At 53.1% G+C, this 13,943-nt stretch carries 15 protein-coding genes; 3 read left to right on the top strand and 12 right to left on the bottom strand.

Annotated features, from left to right (window positions below; genetic code table 11):
• Both CEK60_RS13860 and fabV read right to left on the bottom strand, forming a co-directional pair.
• Positions 1-216 (bottom strand): hypothetical protein, encoded by a 216-nt coding sequence (locus CEK60_RS13860; protein WP_089039525.1) that lies wholly within the window; start codon positions 214-216, stop codon positions 1-3.
• Between the two features lie 69 nt (positions 217-285).
• Positions 286-1,491, bottom strand: a complete 1,206-nt coding sequence (gene fabV, locus CEK60_RS13865) for an enoyl-ACP reductase FabV (protein WP_089039526.1) — start codon at positions 1,489-1,491, stop codon at positions 286-288.
• Between the two features lie 158 nt (positions 1,492-1,649).
• Here fabV and CEK60_RS13870 point away from each other — a divergent pair, with 158 nt between their 5' ends.
• On the top strand, positions 1,650-2,033 hold the full coding sequence (locus tag CEK60_RS13870; RefSeq protein ID WP_089039527.1) for a DUF7079 family protein: 384 nt from the start codon (positions 1,650-1,652) through the stop codon (positions 2,031-2,033).
• 16 nt (positions 2,034-2,049) lie between these two features.
• Here CEK60_RS13870 and CEK60_RS13875 read toward each other — a convergent pair whose 3' ends face one another.
• Together CEK60_RS13875 and CEK60_RS13880 are read right to left on the bottom strand one after the other, a co-directional pair.
• On the bottom strand, positions 2,050-2,535 hold the full coding sequence (locus CEK60_RS13875; protein ID WP_089039528.1) for a glutathione peroxidase: 486 nt from the start codon (positions 2,533-2,535) through the stop codon (positions 2,050-2,052).
• 77 nt (positions 2,536-2,612) lie between these two features.
• Entirely contained in the window at positions 2,613-3,230 is a 618-nt protein-coding gene (locus CEK60_RS13880; protein ID WP_051626348.1) for a LysE family translocator, read from the bottom strand.
• Between the two features lie 188 nt (positions 3,231-3,418).
• Between CEK60_RS13880 and CEK60_RS13885 the strand changes: the two genes are divergently transcribed.
• Entirely contained in the window at positions 3,419-4,150 is a 732-nt protein-coding gene (locus tag CEK60_RS13885; RefSeq protein ID WP_038477348.1) for a YebC/PmpR family DNA-binding transcriptional regulator, read from the top strand.
• A 65-nt stretch (positions 4,151-4,215) separates the two neighbouring features.
• Here the strand turns inward: CEK60_RS13885 and CEK60_RS13890 are convergent, their stop codons facing one another.
• Both CEK60_RS13890 and CEK60_RS13895 read right to left on the bottom strand, forming a co-directional pair.
• Positions 4,216-5,046: a mechanosensitive ion channel family protein gene (locus tag CEK60_RS13890; RefSeq protein WP_089039529.1), complete on the bottom strand. Its 831-nt coding sequence runs from the start codon at positions 5,044-5,046 to the stop codon at positions 4,216-4,218.
• An 8-nt stretch (positions 5,047-5,054) separates the two neighbouring features.
• The gene (locus CEK60_RS13895) at positions 5,055-6,269 is read right to left on the bottom strand and encodes a hypothetical protein (RefSeq protein WP_089039530.1); all 1,215 of its coding nucleotides are present in this window, start codon (positions 6,267-6,269) and stop codon (positions 5,055-5,057) included.
• Positions 6,270-6,408: 139 nt separating this feature from the next.
• Between CEK60_RS13895 and CEK60_RS13900 the strand changes: the two genes are divergently transcribed.
• Positions 6,409-6,675: a hypothetical protein gene (locus CEK60_RS13900; protein WP_038477356.1), complete on the top strand. Its 267-nt coding sequence runs from the start codon at positions 6,409-6,411 to the stop codon at positions 6,673-6,675.
• A gap of 91 nt (positions 6,676-6,766) precedes the next feature.
• Here CEK60_RS13900 and CEK60_RS13905 read toward each other — a convergent pair whose 3' ends face one another.
• The 6 genes from CEK60_RS13905 to ybaK all read right to left on the bottom strand — a co-directional run bounded on the left by CEK60_RS13905 (position 6,767) and on the right by ybaK (position 13,939).
• The gene (locus CEK60_RS13905) at positions 6,767-7,774 is read right to left on the bottom strand and encodes a zinc-dependent alcohol dehydrogenase family protein (RefSeq protein ID WP_089039531.1); all 1,008 of its coding nucleotides are present in this window, start codon (positions 7,772-7,774) and stop codon (positions 6,767-6,769) included.
• A 66-nt stretch (positions 7,775-7,840) separates the two neighbouring features.
• On the bottom strand, positions 7,841-9,751 hold the full coding sequence (locus CEK60_RS13910) for an ABC transporter ATP-binding protein (protein ID WP_089039532.1): 1,911 nt from the start codon (positions 9,749-9,751) through the stop codon (positions 7,841-7,843).
• A gap of 36 nt (positions 9,752-9,787) precedes the next feature.
• Entirely contained in the window at positions 9,788-10,828 is a 1,041-nt protein-coding gene (locus CEK60_RS13915; RefSeq protein ID WP_089039533.1) for an AbrB family transcriptional regulator, read from the bottom strand.
• A 185-nt stretch (positions 10,829-11,013) separates the two neighbouring features.
• Positions 11,014-11,871, bottom strand: a complete 858-nt coding sequence (locus tag CEK60_RS13920; RefSeq protein WP_089039534.1) for a PA4780 family RIO1-like protein kinase — start codon at positions 11,869-11,871, stop codon at positions 11,014-11,016.
• A gap of 50 nt (positions 11,872-11,921) precedes the next feature.
• Positions 11,922-13,319 (bottom strand): ATP-dependent RNA helicase DbpA, encoded by a 1,398-nt coding sequence (dbpA, locus tag CEK60_RS13925; protein WP_089039535.1) that lies wholly within the window; start codon positions 13,317-13,319, stop codon positions 11,922-11,924.
• A 143-nt stretch (positions 13,320-13,462) separates the two neighbouring features.
• Entirely contained in the window at positions 13,463-13,939 is a 477-nt protein-coding gene (gene ybaK, locus CEK60_RS13930; protein WP_089039536.1) for a Cys-tRNA(Pro) deacylase, read from the bottom strand.
• Between the last annotated feature and the right edge of the window lie 4 nt (positions 13,940-13,943).

Genomic DNA, 13,943 nt, shown 5'->3' on the forward strand with positions numbered 1-13,943 from the left:
TTAACCGCCGCTATTGCCAAGCCCCAGGATGACAATGCCCGCAACGATAATGCCCATCACGATAATGACTAAAGGAAGCACCTTATGTAGCCCGTTAGGGGACTTTTTCGCTTCTGGCTGCCGTTGCGGCTGAGATGTTTCAAAGTCCTCAGGCAGACGTTCATTCATTACGTGCTCTATCTCTTCTTCCCGGGTTTTGCTTTCCTTGGTATCCATACAACACCTCTCGCTTTCCGGTTAGATGATCAACAGCGCGGCGATTAACCCTCCTCGTCACGCTTAGCGCTATAGCGTAACGACATCAAAGTGAACATCTGGGTTCACATCTGCGTCGTAATCTACGTCATCACGCTCGAAGCCAAACAGCTTCAAAAATTCGTGCTTATATCCAGCATAGTCGGTAATTTCGAACAGGTTCTCTGTCGTGACAGTCGGCCATAGGTCTTGGCAGGCTTGTTGTACGTCGTCACGCAGCTCCCAGTCGTCAAGACGTAGGCGGCCTTGGTCGTCAGTGACCATATCGTCAGGCTGGCCAGAATAAAGGCGCTCTCCAAACAAACGGTTTAATTGATCGATAGTGCCTTCATGCAGGCCCTGCTCTTTCATGATGCGGTAGACCATGGCGATATACAGCGGCATGACTGGAATCGCGGCACTCGCCTGGGTAACGACCGACTTAAGTACGGCAACATTGGCACCACCACCTGTCTCTTTCAGCTTGGCATCAATCGCAGTCGCGGCGCGATCAAGGTCTTCTTTCGCTTTACCCAACGCACCGTGCCAGTAAATCGGCCAGGTAATTTCAGTACCGATATAGCTAAACGCCACGCTACGCGCGCCTTTCGCCAGCACACCCGCGTCGTCCAGGGCGCTCATCCATAGCTCCCAGTCCTCACCGCCCATTACTGTGATGGTATCGTCGATCTCTTGCTGAGTGGCAGGCTCGACTTCTGCCTCGATGATGGCGTCTTTATTCGTATCAATCGCGGTAGCGCGATAGGTTTCACCAATCGGCTTCAGGCTCGAGCGCTTTACTTCCCCAGTATCTGGCAACTTGCGCACTGGTGAAGCGAGGGAGTACACCACCAGGTCAACTTCACCCATGTCCTGTTTGATCAACTCGATGGCTTTTTCACGCGCTTCGTTAGAGAACGCATCACCATTGATTGATTTACTGTACAGGCCCTCTTGCTTGGCAAACTTGTCAAATGCAGCACTGTTGTACCAGCCAGCCGTGCCGGTTTTTTTCTCACTACTAGGCTTTTCAAAGAAAACACCTAGGGTATCAGCGCCATAACCAAAGGCAGCCGTAATACGCGCTGCCAAGCCGTAGCCACTGGAAGCACCAATCACCAGCACCTTTTTAGGGCCTTGGCTTTTATCTAAACCACGCGCACGGGTCGCTTCGATCTGTTCCAGAACGTTTTGCTCGCAGCCTTTAGGGTGAGTGGTGGTGCAGATAAAGCCACGCACTTTTGGTTTAATGATCACATTGGACCCCTTTATCAGATTGATGTCGCTATCAGCATGGCAGTGCCATTACCGTGTGGGGGTATTCTAGCGGTCTAGACGCGCCCTGTCCGCTCTTGAGCTTCTTCGCTATTCACGGCAGGATAGCGACCAGACAACTCCTTGCCGACGAGACCCTGATGAACGCACAGCAGCTAGTCGATGAACGCGGCGACCTATGGCTTGCTCTTGCACCGCTATGGCTGGACCGTGAGCCAAGCGAGCGTGACTACGCCCATATGATTGAGATGATCGAACAGCATGACATGTCGCTGAAAGAGCTAGAGTGGATGTTCCGCTTGGAGCTTGCCCCAGTGATGGCGAGGCACCAGCTGTCTATTGCCAGTGAATGGCGAAAATTCGATGACTATACGCTGATGAAGCAGTTGGTAAGCCACAACCTGCGCCTGAAAGGCTGGCGGCGCAAAAGTTGGGCGCTGTTTTCTGGATTAACCACGATGATGGTTCGTCATCGCTGGGTAGAGTTAATGCAGCGACTAATGGTTACCCGTGGCGAACTCTAACCGTTTAGCTTGCGCTTTACTCTTTATCAAGGGCGGCTTCCAGCGCAAGCCGCAGTGACAGACCATGATCGTTGGGAGCAAACCGCGCGATCACCCTGCCATCACGTCCCACCAAGAACTTGGTAAAATTCCACTTGATCACTTTGGTGCCTAACACGCCCGGTGCTTCCTGTTTAAGCACCACAAACAGCGGATGGGCGTTTGGGCCATTCACTGACACTTTTTCCATGAGTGGAAAGCTGACGCCAAACTGCTGTTCGCCGAAGATACAGAAAGCTTCTGCACTCTCCGGCGACTGCTTACCAAACTGGTTACAGGGGAAGCCAAGCACCGTAAAGCCACGGTCTCGGTAGCGCTGGTACAAACTTTCCAGCTCTTTTAACTGCGGGGTAAAGCCACACTTACTGGCCACATTAACGACCAACAACACCTGCCCGCGCAGCGCCCGCAAGTTAAATGGCTTGCCTTGATGGGTATAACAATCCTGCTCATAAATCATCATCGCAAGGCCCCCTAAATGACTCCACCAGCATAGGCTTTACCATGCCACGGCATTGGCAGTTACACCAGTGCGGCTTATTAACTAATCGGCCCTGCGACAACGCGCAGCGCCAGTGCAATAAGCAGCACCCCCGTGATTCGATTGATCCAGTGGGCATGGCGCTGGAGCCAAGGCAATACGCGAGAGTGTGAAAGCCCTACTGCTACTAAAACGTACCAGCCCCCATCAATAATAATCGCAGTTGCGACGATAATTGCCTTGGCAAGGACACTCATTTCAGGCGTCACGAACTGACTTAATAGCGCCACAAAGAAAATGATCAACTTGGGATTACCCAGCGCCACCAGCACCCCTTCCTTGGCAGCTTGGCGCGGCGTCGTCACTGCGGCATCCGGGGATAGCGCACCACCTCTGCCCGCCCGTAGTGCTTTTATCCCAAGCCAGGCTAAATAGGCCGCCCCACACCATGTCACTAGTTGAAATAAATCTGGATGGCGCACAATAAGCGCCCCTAAGCCCCACACGGTGAGCAACGCATAAAACCCGACGCCCAGCGCATGAAAAATCGCCGCCGTCATGCCGGGTAAGCGACCACCTCCTAACGTATGGCGCAGTACCAGTGCCAGGCTAGGTCCTGGTGACATCGCCCCCATGGCGCAGATAGCGGCCAGCGATAGCCAGAGTGACAACGGCATTTTTCTCTCCTTGAAAGACAACAATGTAGGTTGGCTGAGTATACGACAGTCGCACAAGCGTTTAGCGAATAAATCCATCCCCTTAAATAACGCTGTTAGCATGGTACGCTGTTGGGTAAAATTTTCCCCTTTTTGAAAACGATGACGCCTGCTATGCAGGCGGTTCATGGCTAATAAAGGACTTCAATATGGGTAGGGCGTTTCAAAACCGTAAGGAATCCATGGCCAAAACGGCCGCTGCGAAAACCAAGGTTTACAGCAAGTATGGACGTGAAATTTACGTCTGCGCTAAAGCAGGCGGCACAGATCCAAACGGTAACCTTGCGCTACGCGGTTTAATGGAGCGTGCTAAGAAAGATCAGGTGCCGTCTCACGTTATCGATAAAGCCTTGGATAAAGCGAGCGGCGCAGGCGGCGAAGACTTTTCACCAGCGCGCTATGAAGGCTTTGGTCCCGGTAACGTGATGGTGATCGTCGACTGTTTGACCGACAACCCCAACCGCACCTTTGGTGATGTGCGCGGCTGCTTTACCAAAACGAAAAGCAAAATTGGCACTCCCGGTAGCGTTAGTCACATGTTTGATCACTGCGCGATTTTTTCGTTTGCAGGCAGTGATGAAGAAGCCGTGCTTGAAGCACTCATGGAAGCCGATGTCGACGTTACCGACATTGAGCAGGAAGAGGAGCGTATCACGGTGTTTGCGCCGCATACCGATTACGCTAAAGCCAAACAAGCGCTGTTGGATGCTTTCGGTGAGATTGATTTCGAAGTAGACGAAATCCAATTCTTACCACAAACCCCCACGCCCATCGACGGCGATGACGTGGTGATGTTTGAGAAACTGCTGGGCATGCTCGAAGAGCTGGACGATGTTCAGAATGTTTTCCACAGTGCCGAACTACCGGAAGCAACGGCTTAAACCGTCATTCGGTTAGCCCCCTTGTGGTCGTCGGCACCTATGTCGTCGGCGACCGCAGGTCGTAGTCATTGACTAGCGGCACCCTGTGAGTCCAAGGCTGCATCAGGCGGAAGCAACGCCGGAGTAACGCCCGCTGCGCTTAGCACTTGTTTACCGCGCACGGTCAAATCGGTGATAAACAAAAACTGCTGCCGTGGATCCACCGGATAAGCGCGAATACGGTAATGCGTGCCCCAAGGTTTCTCCTCCGCTACGACAATAATCGGCTTATCAAACTTAAGGTAAGCACTGGTTAACGCGACGTCTCGTAACGCTTTACGCACCCAGCCTGCTTCGTGCTCCGGGTGAAGATAAAAACTTGCCACACACTGAAGACTAACGTCGCCATTGTTAGCGTTATAAATAGCGGAATCCCAAAGTTTAAGATGAGGCACCGCCACCAAATCATCGTCGGGCGTTACTATTTCTACTGTGCGCATGCCAACGTGCTTTACTTCGCCGTAAGTCCCTTCAATGTTGACCCAATCCCCTGGCCGATAGGGCAATTCAACAGCAGATACTACCCCGGCAATCAAGCTACTTACGTAATCTTTTAGGGCAAAGCCAATCGCTAGGCCAATGGCCCCCAGCAGCGTCACCATATTGCGTAATGAAGGCTCAATAACGATAGGAACAGCCACAGCCAGCGCGGTAATTAAAATCAATAACCGGGTGAGTGGCACCAGCGCAAATACTCTAAACCGCACTTGGCCATGCAAGCGATTGGCTAACCAGTTCAACCCTCGCTGGCTGACAATAATCAATAGCACCGTACTCGCTAGAATGACTCCTAAGGTAATCAGCGCTTGACTATCAATATCATTAAACAGCTTGGCGTACTGCTCTTGATCGTCCATATAAGCTCCTAAAGCGGGTCAACTAGATAGTTTCGCGATTCCAGCAGTTGTCGCACGCTTGCGTAGCTTAATGGAGCGACTTGCCAGCGCCCTTGATGGCAACGGAGAATTCCCTGGCGAGCAAGTGCTAACCGTGCGTTTAGCGCTTCATGACTCGAGAATGGCAGCACATACCCTAACGCTTGATCCTCTAGTCCCCCATGAATGAGCAGTGTATGCAGCAACAGCGTTGCCACATCCCCCGTATCCGACGCTAGCTCCGCTTCCGCCAATGCATCCAATAGCCATAGCTCTTTTGAAGACTCTTTTGACGGCTCTTTTGGCTGCCCTTGAGACTGCTCTTGTGAACGGCCACTATCCCCATTTCCCGCCGGTTCGCGCAGTCGCTCTCGCCAGTAGTGCCAAGCAATACCTAAATGCCCTCGACAATGGGCTGCTAGACGTTGCAACTCTTTATAGGAACGCTCACCATCAGCGCTATCTTCACTAACGTCAGCAAGAATCGGCTGCCCCGTACGGGAGCTATACACCGTCGGGCGGACGCCACCATCACCCGCCAACTGGGCAAAATAGTGTGCCAGCTGCTCACCCTCTAATGCCTGCAGGGTAACCACGGGTACGCCTTCCAACCCCACCGCATGCTGCAGATAGGCATACGTCCAGCTATCACAACCAATCACGCCCTGCCCCAAACGACCACTTAACGCCCGCTCTAACAATTCACGGACGCCCTGCAGCCCTTGGGTATGGCGTAAAAAATGCCGCTCTAAGGCGGGGATTACCCACTGACGCTGGGAACCACAGCGCTCGACCCACTCTAGGCAACCCTCTGTGAGCTCGTTGAGGGTGGGTGCAGATATGCAATTGACGCCCTGCTGCTGCGCCCAATGGCTAACGACAGCTGCGTGGCCACCATGAGGTGGCGAAATAAACAACACGACTGGCGCATCAACATACCCTTCCGTTACTTGGCTGAGAGCACGAGCCGCCGGTGTCCAATCAATAGCAGGCACCCAGTGCGAAAGTGCGACTTCAGATAACTTACGCAGCTCACTCTCTTCTTTTGCTTGGTGTTCGGAGGCTTCTCTGCCCATTATCCACGTAGTCGCTGCTCGCCAACTACGCCGCCACTGGCTGGCTTGGGTGTGTTCTGGTGTTTGAAACGACTCAAGTGCCACCATTTCCCATGGCGAAAAAGCAGTCTTCGTTGAGCGCTGCGTCATATGCCGCCTCGAACATAAATTAGTGGATTAAGGTTAGCATGCCTCATATTGTCATTGAGGGGTTAGCCGAACTTATCGACTAAAATAAAGTCGTTATACAGTAGCTAACTAATATGAGAGCAAAGCGCAGGAGGCGACAATGAGCGTAGTTAACGTCACTATGGCAGAACTGCATGAAAAGCTTTCAAAGTGCATTGCAGGCGAACGGGTACTGATCGACCACGAGGGAAATCGATTTAGCGCACGTATTCAACATGTAGGCTTCACGGGGTTAAAAGTCATTCCTGAAACGCAGATCAAAAACAGCACGGGTGACCCAGGCGATATCGACGGAGTAACCGTTCCTTATGATGATATTTGGGAACTTGAAGTCAAAGGCGTCGTGTATAGCCGCTTGGAAACGTGACCTTTTTTGCACACCCACTACTCAGTGGGCGTGCAATGGCAACATTCCAAAACTAAAAAGTTAACTAAAGCCAGTGATAGGCGCTGCCTAGCTAGAAAGTCAGACAAATCTTGCCGAAGTGTTTGCCGGATTCCTGGTGGCGGAAGGCATCGGCAATGTCGCTCAGTGCAAACTCACGGTCAATAATTGGCTTCACATTAGCCGCTTCGATAGCACGAATCATCTCGATTTGATGACGACGACTACCCACAATAAGACCTTGCAGCTTAGCTTGCTTAGCCATCAGCTTGGCTGTTGGTATTTCGCCTTCCCGACCGGTTAGCACACCAATCAGCGCGATATGCCCGCCAATTTTCACCGCCTCAATCGATTGCGGCAGCGTACCAGGGCCGCCTACTTCAACAACATGGTCGACACCTTCACCATTCGTTAACGCCTTAACGGCCTTGCCCCAGTCGGGCGTTTCTTTATAGTTAATGGTGTGTTCAGCGCCCAGCTCGCGCAGGCGGGTCAGTTTTTCATTAGAAGACGATGTGGCAATTACCCGCGCGCCCATCATCTTGGCAAACTGCAGCGCAAAAATGGAAACACCCCCGGTGCCCAGCACCAGCACGGTGTCCCCCGCTTTTAACCCACCATCAACGACTAGTGCCCGCCAAGCGGTCAAGCCTGCGGTCGTCAGCGTCGCAGACTCCGCATGACTATAACCTTGCGGCTGAAGGGTGAACGAGGTAGCGGCGGCCACCACTTGCTCGCGAGCATAGCCATCAGTGCCATCCCCTGGCGTGGTGGTAAAGTCACCTACTCGCGCGGGCCCTTCCAGCCAATCCGGGAAAAAGGTCGATACAACTGCATCCCCGACCGCGAACTCGCTAACGCCTTCCCCAACCGCTTCCACTACACCGGCACCGTCCGACATGGGAATACGGCCATCTGCGGTGGGAATCATCCCCGCCACCACGGCATAGTCATGAAAGTTAAGTGAACTGGCGTGCAGACGTACTTTAATTTCACCGGGTCCAGGCTCACTTGGCGCCGTTAGTTCAACCACGTCCAGTTTAGCTAAACCGCCGGGCTCTCGAAGCTGAATGGCTTGCATCACTACCTCCTATTGAACACATGTCGTCAACAGTGACTAGTATTAAAAGTCTAGTAAACGACTGGTCTAATATGAAATGAGGGCACTGGAGTCAGTATCAAGGCCAAGATCAAGATCGTGCCCCAAAAAGCCCCCGGACTGGCGCTGCCACAAGCTGGCGTAAATACCGTTCTGTGCCAGCAATTCTTGGTGAGTACCACTCTCCACCATACGACCTTCATCGACCACAATTAACCGGTCAAGCATCGCAATGGTCGAAAGTCGGTGCGCAATGGCAATCACCGTTTTGCCTTCCATCAGCGAATCGAGCTGCTCTTGAATCGCGGCTTCCACTTCGGAATCCAGCGCTGAGGTAGCCTCGTCCAACACCAGAATCGGAGCGTTTTTAAGCAGTACGCGAGCAATGGCAATACGCTGGCGTTGTCCACCGGAAAGCTTTACACCGCGCTCGCCCACATGAGCATCCAGCCCGCGGCGCCCTTTCGGGTCGACCAGCTCGTTGATAAACGTATCTGCGTGGGCGCGGCACACTGCTTGCCACACATCATCATCGCTGGCATGAGGGCTACCGTAGCGAATATTGTCTCTCAGCGAACGATGCAGCAACGAGGTATCCTGAGTCACCATGCCAATCTGATGACGTAATGAGGTCTGGGTAACATCAGCAATATTCTGTCCATCAATCAGGATACGCCCGCCCTGTAGGTCATAAAAGCGCAGCAACAGATTGGCCAGGGTGGATTTACCCGCTCCGGATCGGCCAATCAGGCCAATTTTCTCACCTGGTTTAATCGTCAGGCTCAACCCGTCAAAGACGTTTTTACTTTCACCCTTCGCCTGGGCGTACTGAAAGCGCAGCGCATCAAACACAATTTCGCCATTGGGCACCGCGAGCGCTTTGGCATTGGGCTTATCTTTGATCGTGGGCTCCTGGGCGATGGTATTCATACCATCTTGCACCGTACCAATATTTTCAAACAGACCGGCCACTTCCCATAAAATCCAGTCCGACATAAAGCGGATACGCATGACCAGGGCTATCGCAATCGCTAACACGCCCAGGGAAATAGCGTCAAAATACCAAGCGCTGATCGCCATACCTGCCGTTCCCACTAGTAGCAGCGTATTGAGCAGCGTCAGGCAAACGCTCATGATGGTGACTAGCCGCATTTGGCGATGCACGGTAGCCATAAAACCTTGCATCGCATCCTTGGCGTAGCTCTGTTCACGTTCGGTATCAGCGAACAGCTTAATCGTTTGGATATTGCTGTAACTATCAACCACGCGCCCCGTCATCTGGGCTCGTGCATCGGCCTGAGCCATCGAAACATCGCGCAGGCGCGGGACAAAAAAGCGCATAATGCCTAAATAGCCAACCAACCAAATTGCTAACGGCAATAACAGCCACGGGTCTGCACGGCCTAATAAAATTGCCGCCCCAGTAAAGTACACAATGGCGTAAACCATTAGATCCATCACTTTGGTGACCGTCTCACGAATGGCCAACGCTGTTTGCATGACTTTTTGCGACACTCGCCCTGCAAACTCATCCTGATAAAAGGCCAAGCTTTGGCTAAGCATATGGCGGTGAGAAAGCCAGCGGCCGATCATCGGGTAGTTACCGAAGATGCTTTGGTGGGTCACCAGAGACTGCGCCAGTACCAGTAGCGGCAGGCCGATAATCACTAACACGCCCACGCCTGCCAGCCAAAGCCCGTGATCCGACCAGAAATTCGCGCGTTCTACGTTACCCAGCCAATCGACCAAGTCGCCCATATAACTAAAAAACACCACCTCCGCTGCGGAAACCAAGGCAGTCGCGACCGACATCAGCAATAGCCACGGCCATACAGGGCGCGAAAAATGCCAAATAAACGGCAGCAGTCCTTTCGGTGGCGTGGCAACCTCACCTTCAGGATAGGGGTTCACCCGCGTTTCAAAGTAACGGAACAGCGGCGCTAGCGTACGTGACAACATGGAAAGTCCTTTCGTTACCTTAATAGACAGATGTAGTTAAGAAGATTGGCGACGCAATAGCCAACGAGCCCAAAAAGGCGCCACGATCATCAGTGTGACCATACGCAGTAAGTGGTGAAATGCTACAAACACAGGATCGATATTAAGCGCGACAGCAAGAATAGCCATTTCACCGATGCCACCGGGAGCCAGCGCTAATAGGGCTACGTCACGGCGCACGCCCAACAGCTGATGGATCAGTTCAGCAAACAGTGCTAACACCACCAGCGCAAGCAGCGTCGCCACCCCAGACTGCCATAAATAACGCCCGAGCAGGCGCCGTGTCATGCCTTGAAAACGCGAGCCAATCGCGCTGCCCAACACCCATAACATGAGGTTCATTCCCCAACCAGGTAACGTAAGGCTTGCCAGCCCAAACCCAGAGAGCAAGGCCGCCATAATAAGCGGCGCAAGTAACGCCGAACTTGGAATGCGCAGCCACCGGCCCACCGGTAATAAGAAAGGAATAGTGAGCAGCATCCAGCCGTGCTCAAGGGTAGCCTGGGCTGGCCCAATGTCACCAGCACCGCCTTCAAATGCCCAAAACAGGGGAGGCAGAAACAGGATAACGAGAATAATCCGTAGTGACTGGGCAATGGCGATGCGTTGCGGGTCACCGCCACATTGATCGCCGAGCATGATCATTGCCGTCATTGCCCCTGGCGATGCACCAAACCAAGCACTGACCGGGTCGAAGCCACAGCGACGATACCACGCCGCGGCAACCGCGGTGGACGCCGCAACACCTGCCAGCAAGAGTGCTGCCGAGATTGGCCAGTCCAGTACACGATGGGCAAGTTGAGGGGTTACTTGACTGCCCAGTACCAATCCCATAACCGCTAAAAACACGTTGCGCAGCGGCTCCGGTACGCCAACGTTAATTCCTTTTGCCGATACCAGCAGGTTGGCGATCAGTGGGCCTAGCATCCAGGCAAGCGGTAAACCGGCGAGGTGAAAAACGATGCCGCCCACGGCGCCTACGGCAAGCGATGTTACAAGTCCCTTTGCACTTTCTGCGCTGACACGGATGCCTTTCACGCTCTTCTCCACCCTAACCTTTAACGTTAAAACGCAATTGTTAACCTGCTAAGCGTAAACGTTAGCTTACCACTGCTAAGGGCTTTAGGGTGTTAAGAGCTAGGTGTAAAGTGCCTTTTGTTAAGTAGCGATTATTAAGCGCTAGGCTTTAGGTACCTGATGTTAGGCGCTAAGTACCTCTATTTTTAATCTTCGTCATCATCACCGCGCATACGCGCCTGACGATCAGCTTCTTCCTCAATGGCATCATCAATCACTTCCAATAGCTCATCGACATTGGCTATGTGGCTATCAAGCTCAAAATGGCCAGTCAGCTTGCTATCGGGATGTAGCTTGCCTGCTTCATATAAAGCCCACATTTCTTTACCGTAACGGGTAGTCAGTAGCTCAGGGGCGAAACGACCGAAATAGGCGCGCATATTATCCACATCGCGCTCTAGCATTGCCGCCGCGCTGTTGTTACCCGCCGCATCCACCGCCTGGGGCAAATCGATAATCACCGGCCCTTCTGCATCAACCAGCACGTTGAATTCAGACAAGTCGCCATGGATCAATCCTGCGCATAGCATTCGCACTACGTCTTGAATCACTTTGGCGTGATAGCGCAGCGCTTGCTCCTCGGTTAGGGTCACTTCGCCTAAACGTGGTGCTACGTTACCCTCGGCATCGCTGATCATTTCCATGAGCAGTACGCCATCAACAAAACCATGCGGCTCAGGCACGCGCACATCTGCAGCAGCAAGACGATACAGCGCATCGACTTCTGCATTCAGCCACGCCTGCTCCTGCTCTTTTTGACCGTAGCGAGTCTTTTTGGCCATGGCGCGCGAACGACGACTATTACGCTCCTTGCGCCCTTCTTGGTATTGCACGGCCTGCTTAAAGCTACGCTGTTTAGCTTCTTTAAAGACCTTGGCGCAACGTACTTCTTCACCGCAGCGCACGACATACACCTGCGCCTCTTTACCACTCATTAACTGCACCAGCACCTCGTCGATCATTCCATCATCGACCAGGGGCTGTAATCGCTTAGGGATTTTCATGGTTAGCTGCGTCGGCTCCTCTTTACTATCTGTGCACACTCATTAATAGATCAATAGCGAATACGGCGAACGCGGAAAGCGCGCCCTTTAAGCTTGTCACGTTCAAGTTTGGCCTGGGCTTTTTGAACAGCACCATACTCCACCGCCACATAAGCACTGCGGGCCAGCACTTTAATTTTGCCTACCTGATCGCCACGCAGGCCACCTTCGCTGGTTAGTGCCCCCAGGATATCACCTGGACGCAACTTGTCTTTCTTACCCCCCGCCAACTGCAGTGTTGCCATAGGCGGTTCAAAGGGCACTGAATGCTGGGGTTTGGGCAAGGGTTCGGTGGTAATCGACTGTTCTAGCAAGCCTTCCAACCGCTCCAGCCGATAATGCTCTTTAGGTATGACCAGCGTACAGGCAATGCCGCTAGCCCCTGCGCGCCCGGTTCGCCCTACTCGATGCACGTGTACATCAAGCTCACGGGCAATCTGATAATTGAACACCGCATCTAATTGAGCAATATCTAAACCGCGCGCAGCAACATCCGTTGCTACTAGAATAGACGCACTTTGGTTAGCAAACAGAATTAGGCGACGATCACGATCTTTCTGCTCTAAGTCGCCGTTGAGTGCCACGGCACTAAAGCCGGCATCCACCAGCTGCTCAGCCACTGCCTGAGTTTCGCGTTTAGTGTTGCAGAACACCACGCTGGTCGCTGGCCGATAAACCAGTAGCAGCTGTTGAAGGGCCGCGAAACGCGCCTCTTCATTAGCAACGTCATAGAAGTGTTGGTCAATCGTAGTGGCATCGTGAACCTCGGCCACTTTGACCATCACTGGCTCACGCATAATGCCGCGGGTCATTGCAGTCAGGCCACCTGACGCCTGATCGTCTGGGAATGTCGCACTAAACAGTAGCGTTTGGCGATCAGCTGGGGTCTCATCAATGATCGCATCAATGGTGTCTTGAAAGCCCATATCGAGCATACGATCGGCTTCATCAAGCACCAAGGTGGTAAGCGACCCCAGTGTCAACGAGCCTTTGCGCAAATGCTCGTCGATACGTCCCGGCGTGCCCACGACAATATGCGCACCATGTTCCAAGGAGCCTAACTGCGGCCCAAACGGCGCACCGCCGCATAGGGTAAGCACTTTAACGTTGGGCAACCCGCGCGCCAAACGGCGTAGCTCTTCGGCTACCTGGTCGGCGAGTTCTCGGGTGGGGCACAGCACAAGGCCCTGTACAGCAAACGCTTCCACACGCAACTCAGCCAGCAGCGCCAAGCCAAAGGCAGCGGTTTTTCCCGACCCCGTTTTGGCTTGGGCCAACACATCACGCCCCGCCAACATCGGTGGCAGGCTTTGCGCCTGTACAGGCGTCATTGCGTGATAGCCAAGGGAATCTAAATTGCTTAAAAGCGCAGGAGAGAGCGCCAGCGATGCAAAAGAAGTGTCAGACACAAAATTATCCTGAAGGGGCTATATTGCCCAGCAAACCTATAATGTGAAGCACCATACCAGAAAGCGCCAACCTATGCCTTGGCAAGGATAGGCGAACGGTACAACATGGGTGGTTGCTAGCCCGATAGATAGTAGATCAGAGATTAGGAAAGAGTCGTTGCTAGCGCTGCAAAACGCCCCTGGCATAACGCTGCTAAGTCGTTCGGAGTCAGCTCAATCTCCAGCCCACGTCGCCCCGCGCTTACATAAAGTGTCGAAAATGTCTGCGCCGAGTCGTCGATAAACGTAGGCAGACGCTTTTTCTGGCCCAGCGGGCTAACGCCACCAAGCACATACCCTGTGGCCCGCTCCACGTCAGCGGGCGCCGCCATTGCCGCTTTTTTCGCCCCTGCCGCTTTAGCAATTTGCTTTAACCCCAGTTGACTGGTGACCGGTACAATACCAACGGCCAGCTGCTTACCATCTAGGGTAACGACCAAGGTTTTAAACACTTGCTGAGCGGCAACAGCCAGTTTTTCAGCTGCCTCCAGCCCGTAAGATTGCGCAGCAGCATCGTGTTGATACTCATGGATCTGAAACGCAATGCCTGCATGTTTCGCGCTATTAATCGCCGGTGTCATGTAA

It is taken from the genome of Halomonas sp. N3-2A (genome assembly GCF_002216165.1).
GTDB lineage: Bacteria > Pseudomonadota > Gammaproteobacteria > Pseudomonadales > Halomonadaceae > Vreelandella.

What these genes read in the sequence shown, in the direction of transcription:
- CEK60_RS13860 (WP_089039525.1), bottom strand. Translation starts at nt 216, where the DNA reads ATGGATACCAAGGAAAGCAAAACCCGGGAAGAAGAGATAGAGCACGTA.
- CEK60_RS13870 (WP_089039527.1), top strand. Translation starts at nt 1,650, where the DNA reads ATGAACGCACAGCAGCTAGTCGATGAACGCGGCGACCTATGGCTTGCT.
- CEK60_RS13875 (WP_089039528.1), bottom strand. Translation starts at nt 2,535, where the DNA reads ATGATGATTTATGAGCAGGATTGTTATACCCATCAAGGCAAGCCATTT.
- CEK60_RS13880 (WP_051626348.1), bottom strand. Translation starts at nt 3,230, where the DNA reads ATGCCGTTGTCACTCTGGCTATCGCTGGCCGCTATCTGCGCCATGGGG.
- CEK60_RS13885 (WP_038477348.1), top strand. Translation starts at nt 3,419, where the DNA reads ATGGGTAGGGCGTTTCAAAACCGTAAGGAATCCATGGCCAAAACGGCC.
- CEK60_RS13890 (WP_089039529.1), bottom strand. Translation starts at nt 5,046, where the DNA reads ATGGACGATCAAGAGCAGTACGCCAAGCTGTTTAATGATATTGATAGT.
- CEK60_RS13895 (WP_089039530.1), bottom strand. Translation starts at nt 6,269, where the DNA reads ATGACGCAGCGCTCAACGAAGACTGCTTTTTCGCCATGGGAAATGGTG.
- CEK60_RS13900 (WP_038477356.1), top strand. Translation starts at nt 6,409, where the DNA reads ATGAGCGTAGTTAACGTCACTATGGCAGAACTGCATGAAAAGCTTTCA.
- CEK60_RS13905 (WP_089039531.1), bottom strand. Translation starts at nt 7,774, where the DNA reads ATGCAAGCCATTCAGCTTCGAGAGCCCGGCGGTTTAGCTAAACTGGAC.
- CEK60_RS13910 (WP_089039532.1), bottom strand. Translation starts at nt 9,751, where the DNA reads ATGTTGTCACGTACGCTAGCGCCGCTGTTCCGTTACTTTGAAACGCGG.
- CEK60_RS13920 (WP_089039534.1), bottom strand. Translation starts at nt 11,871, where the DNA reads ATGAAAATCCCTAAGCGATTACAGCCCCTGGTCGATGATGGAATGATC.
- ybaK (WP_089039536.1), bottom strand. Translation starts at nt 13,939, where the DNA reads ATGACACCGGCGATTAATAGCGCGAAACATGCAGGCATTGCGTTTCAG.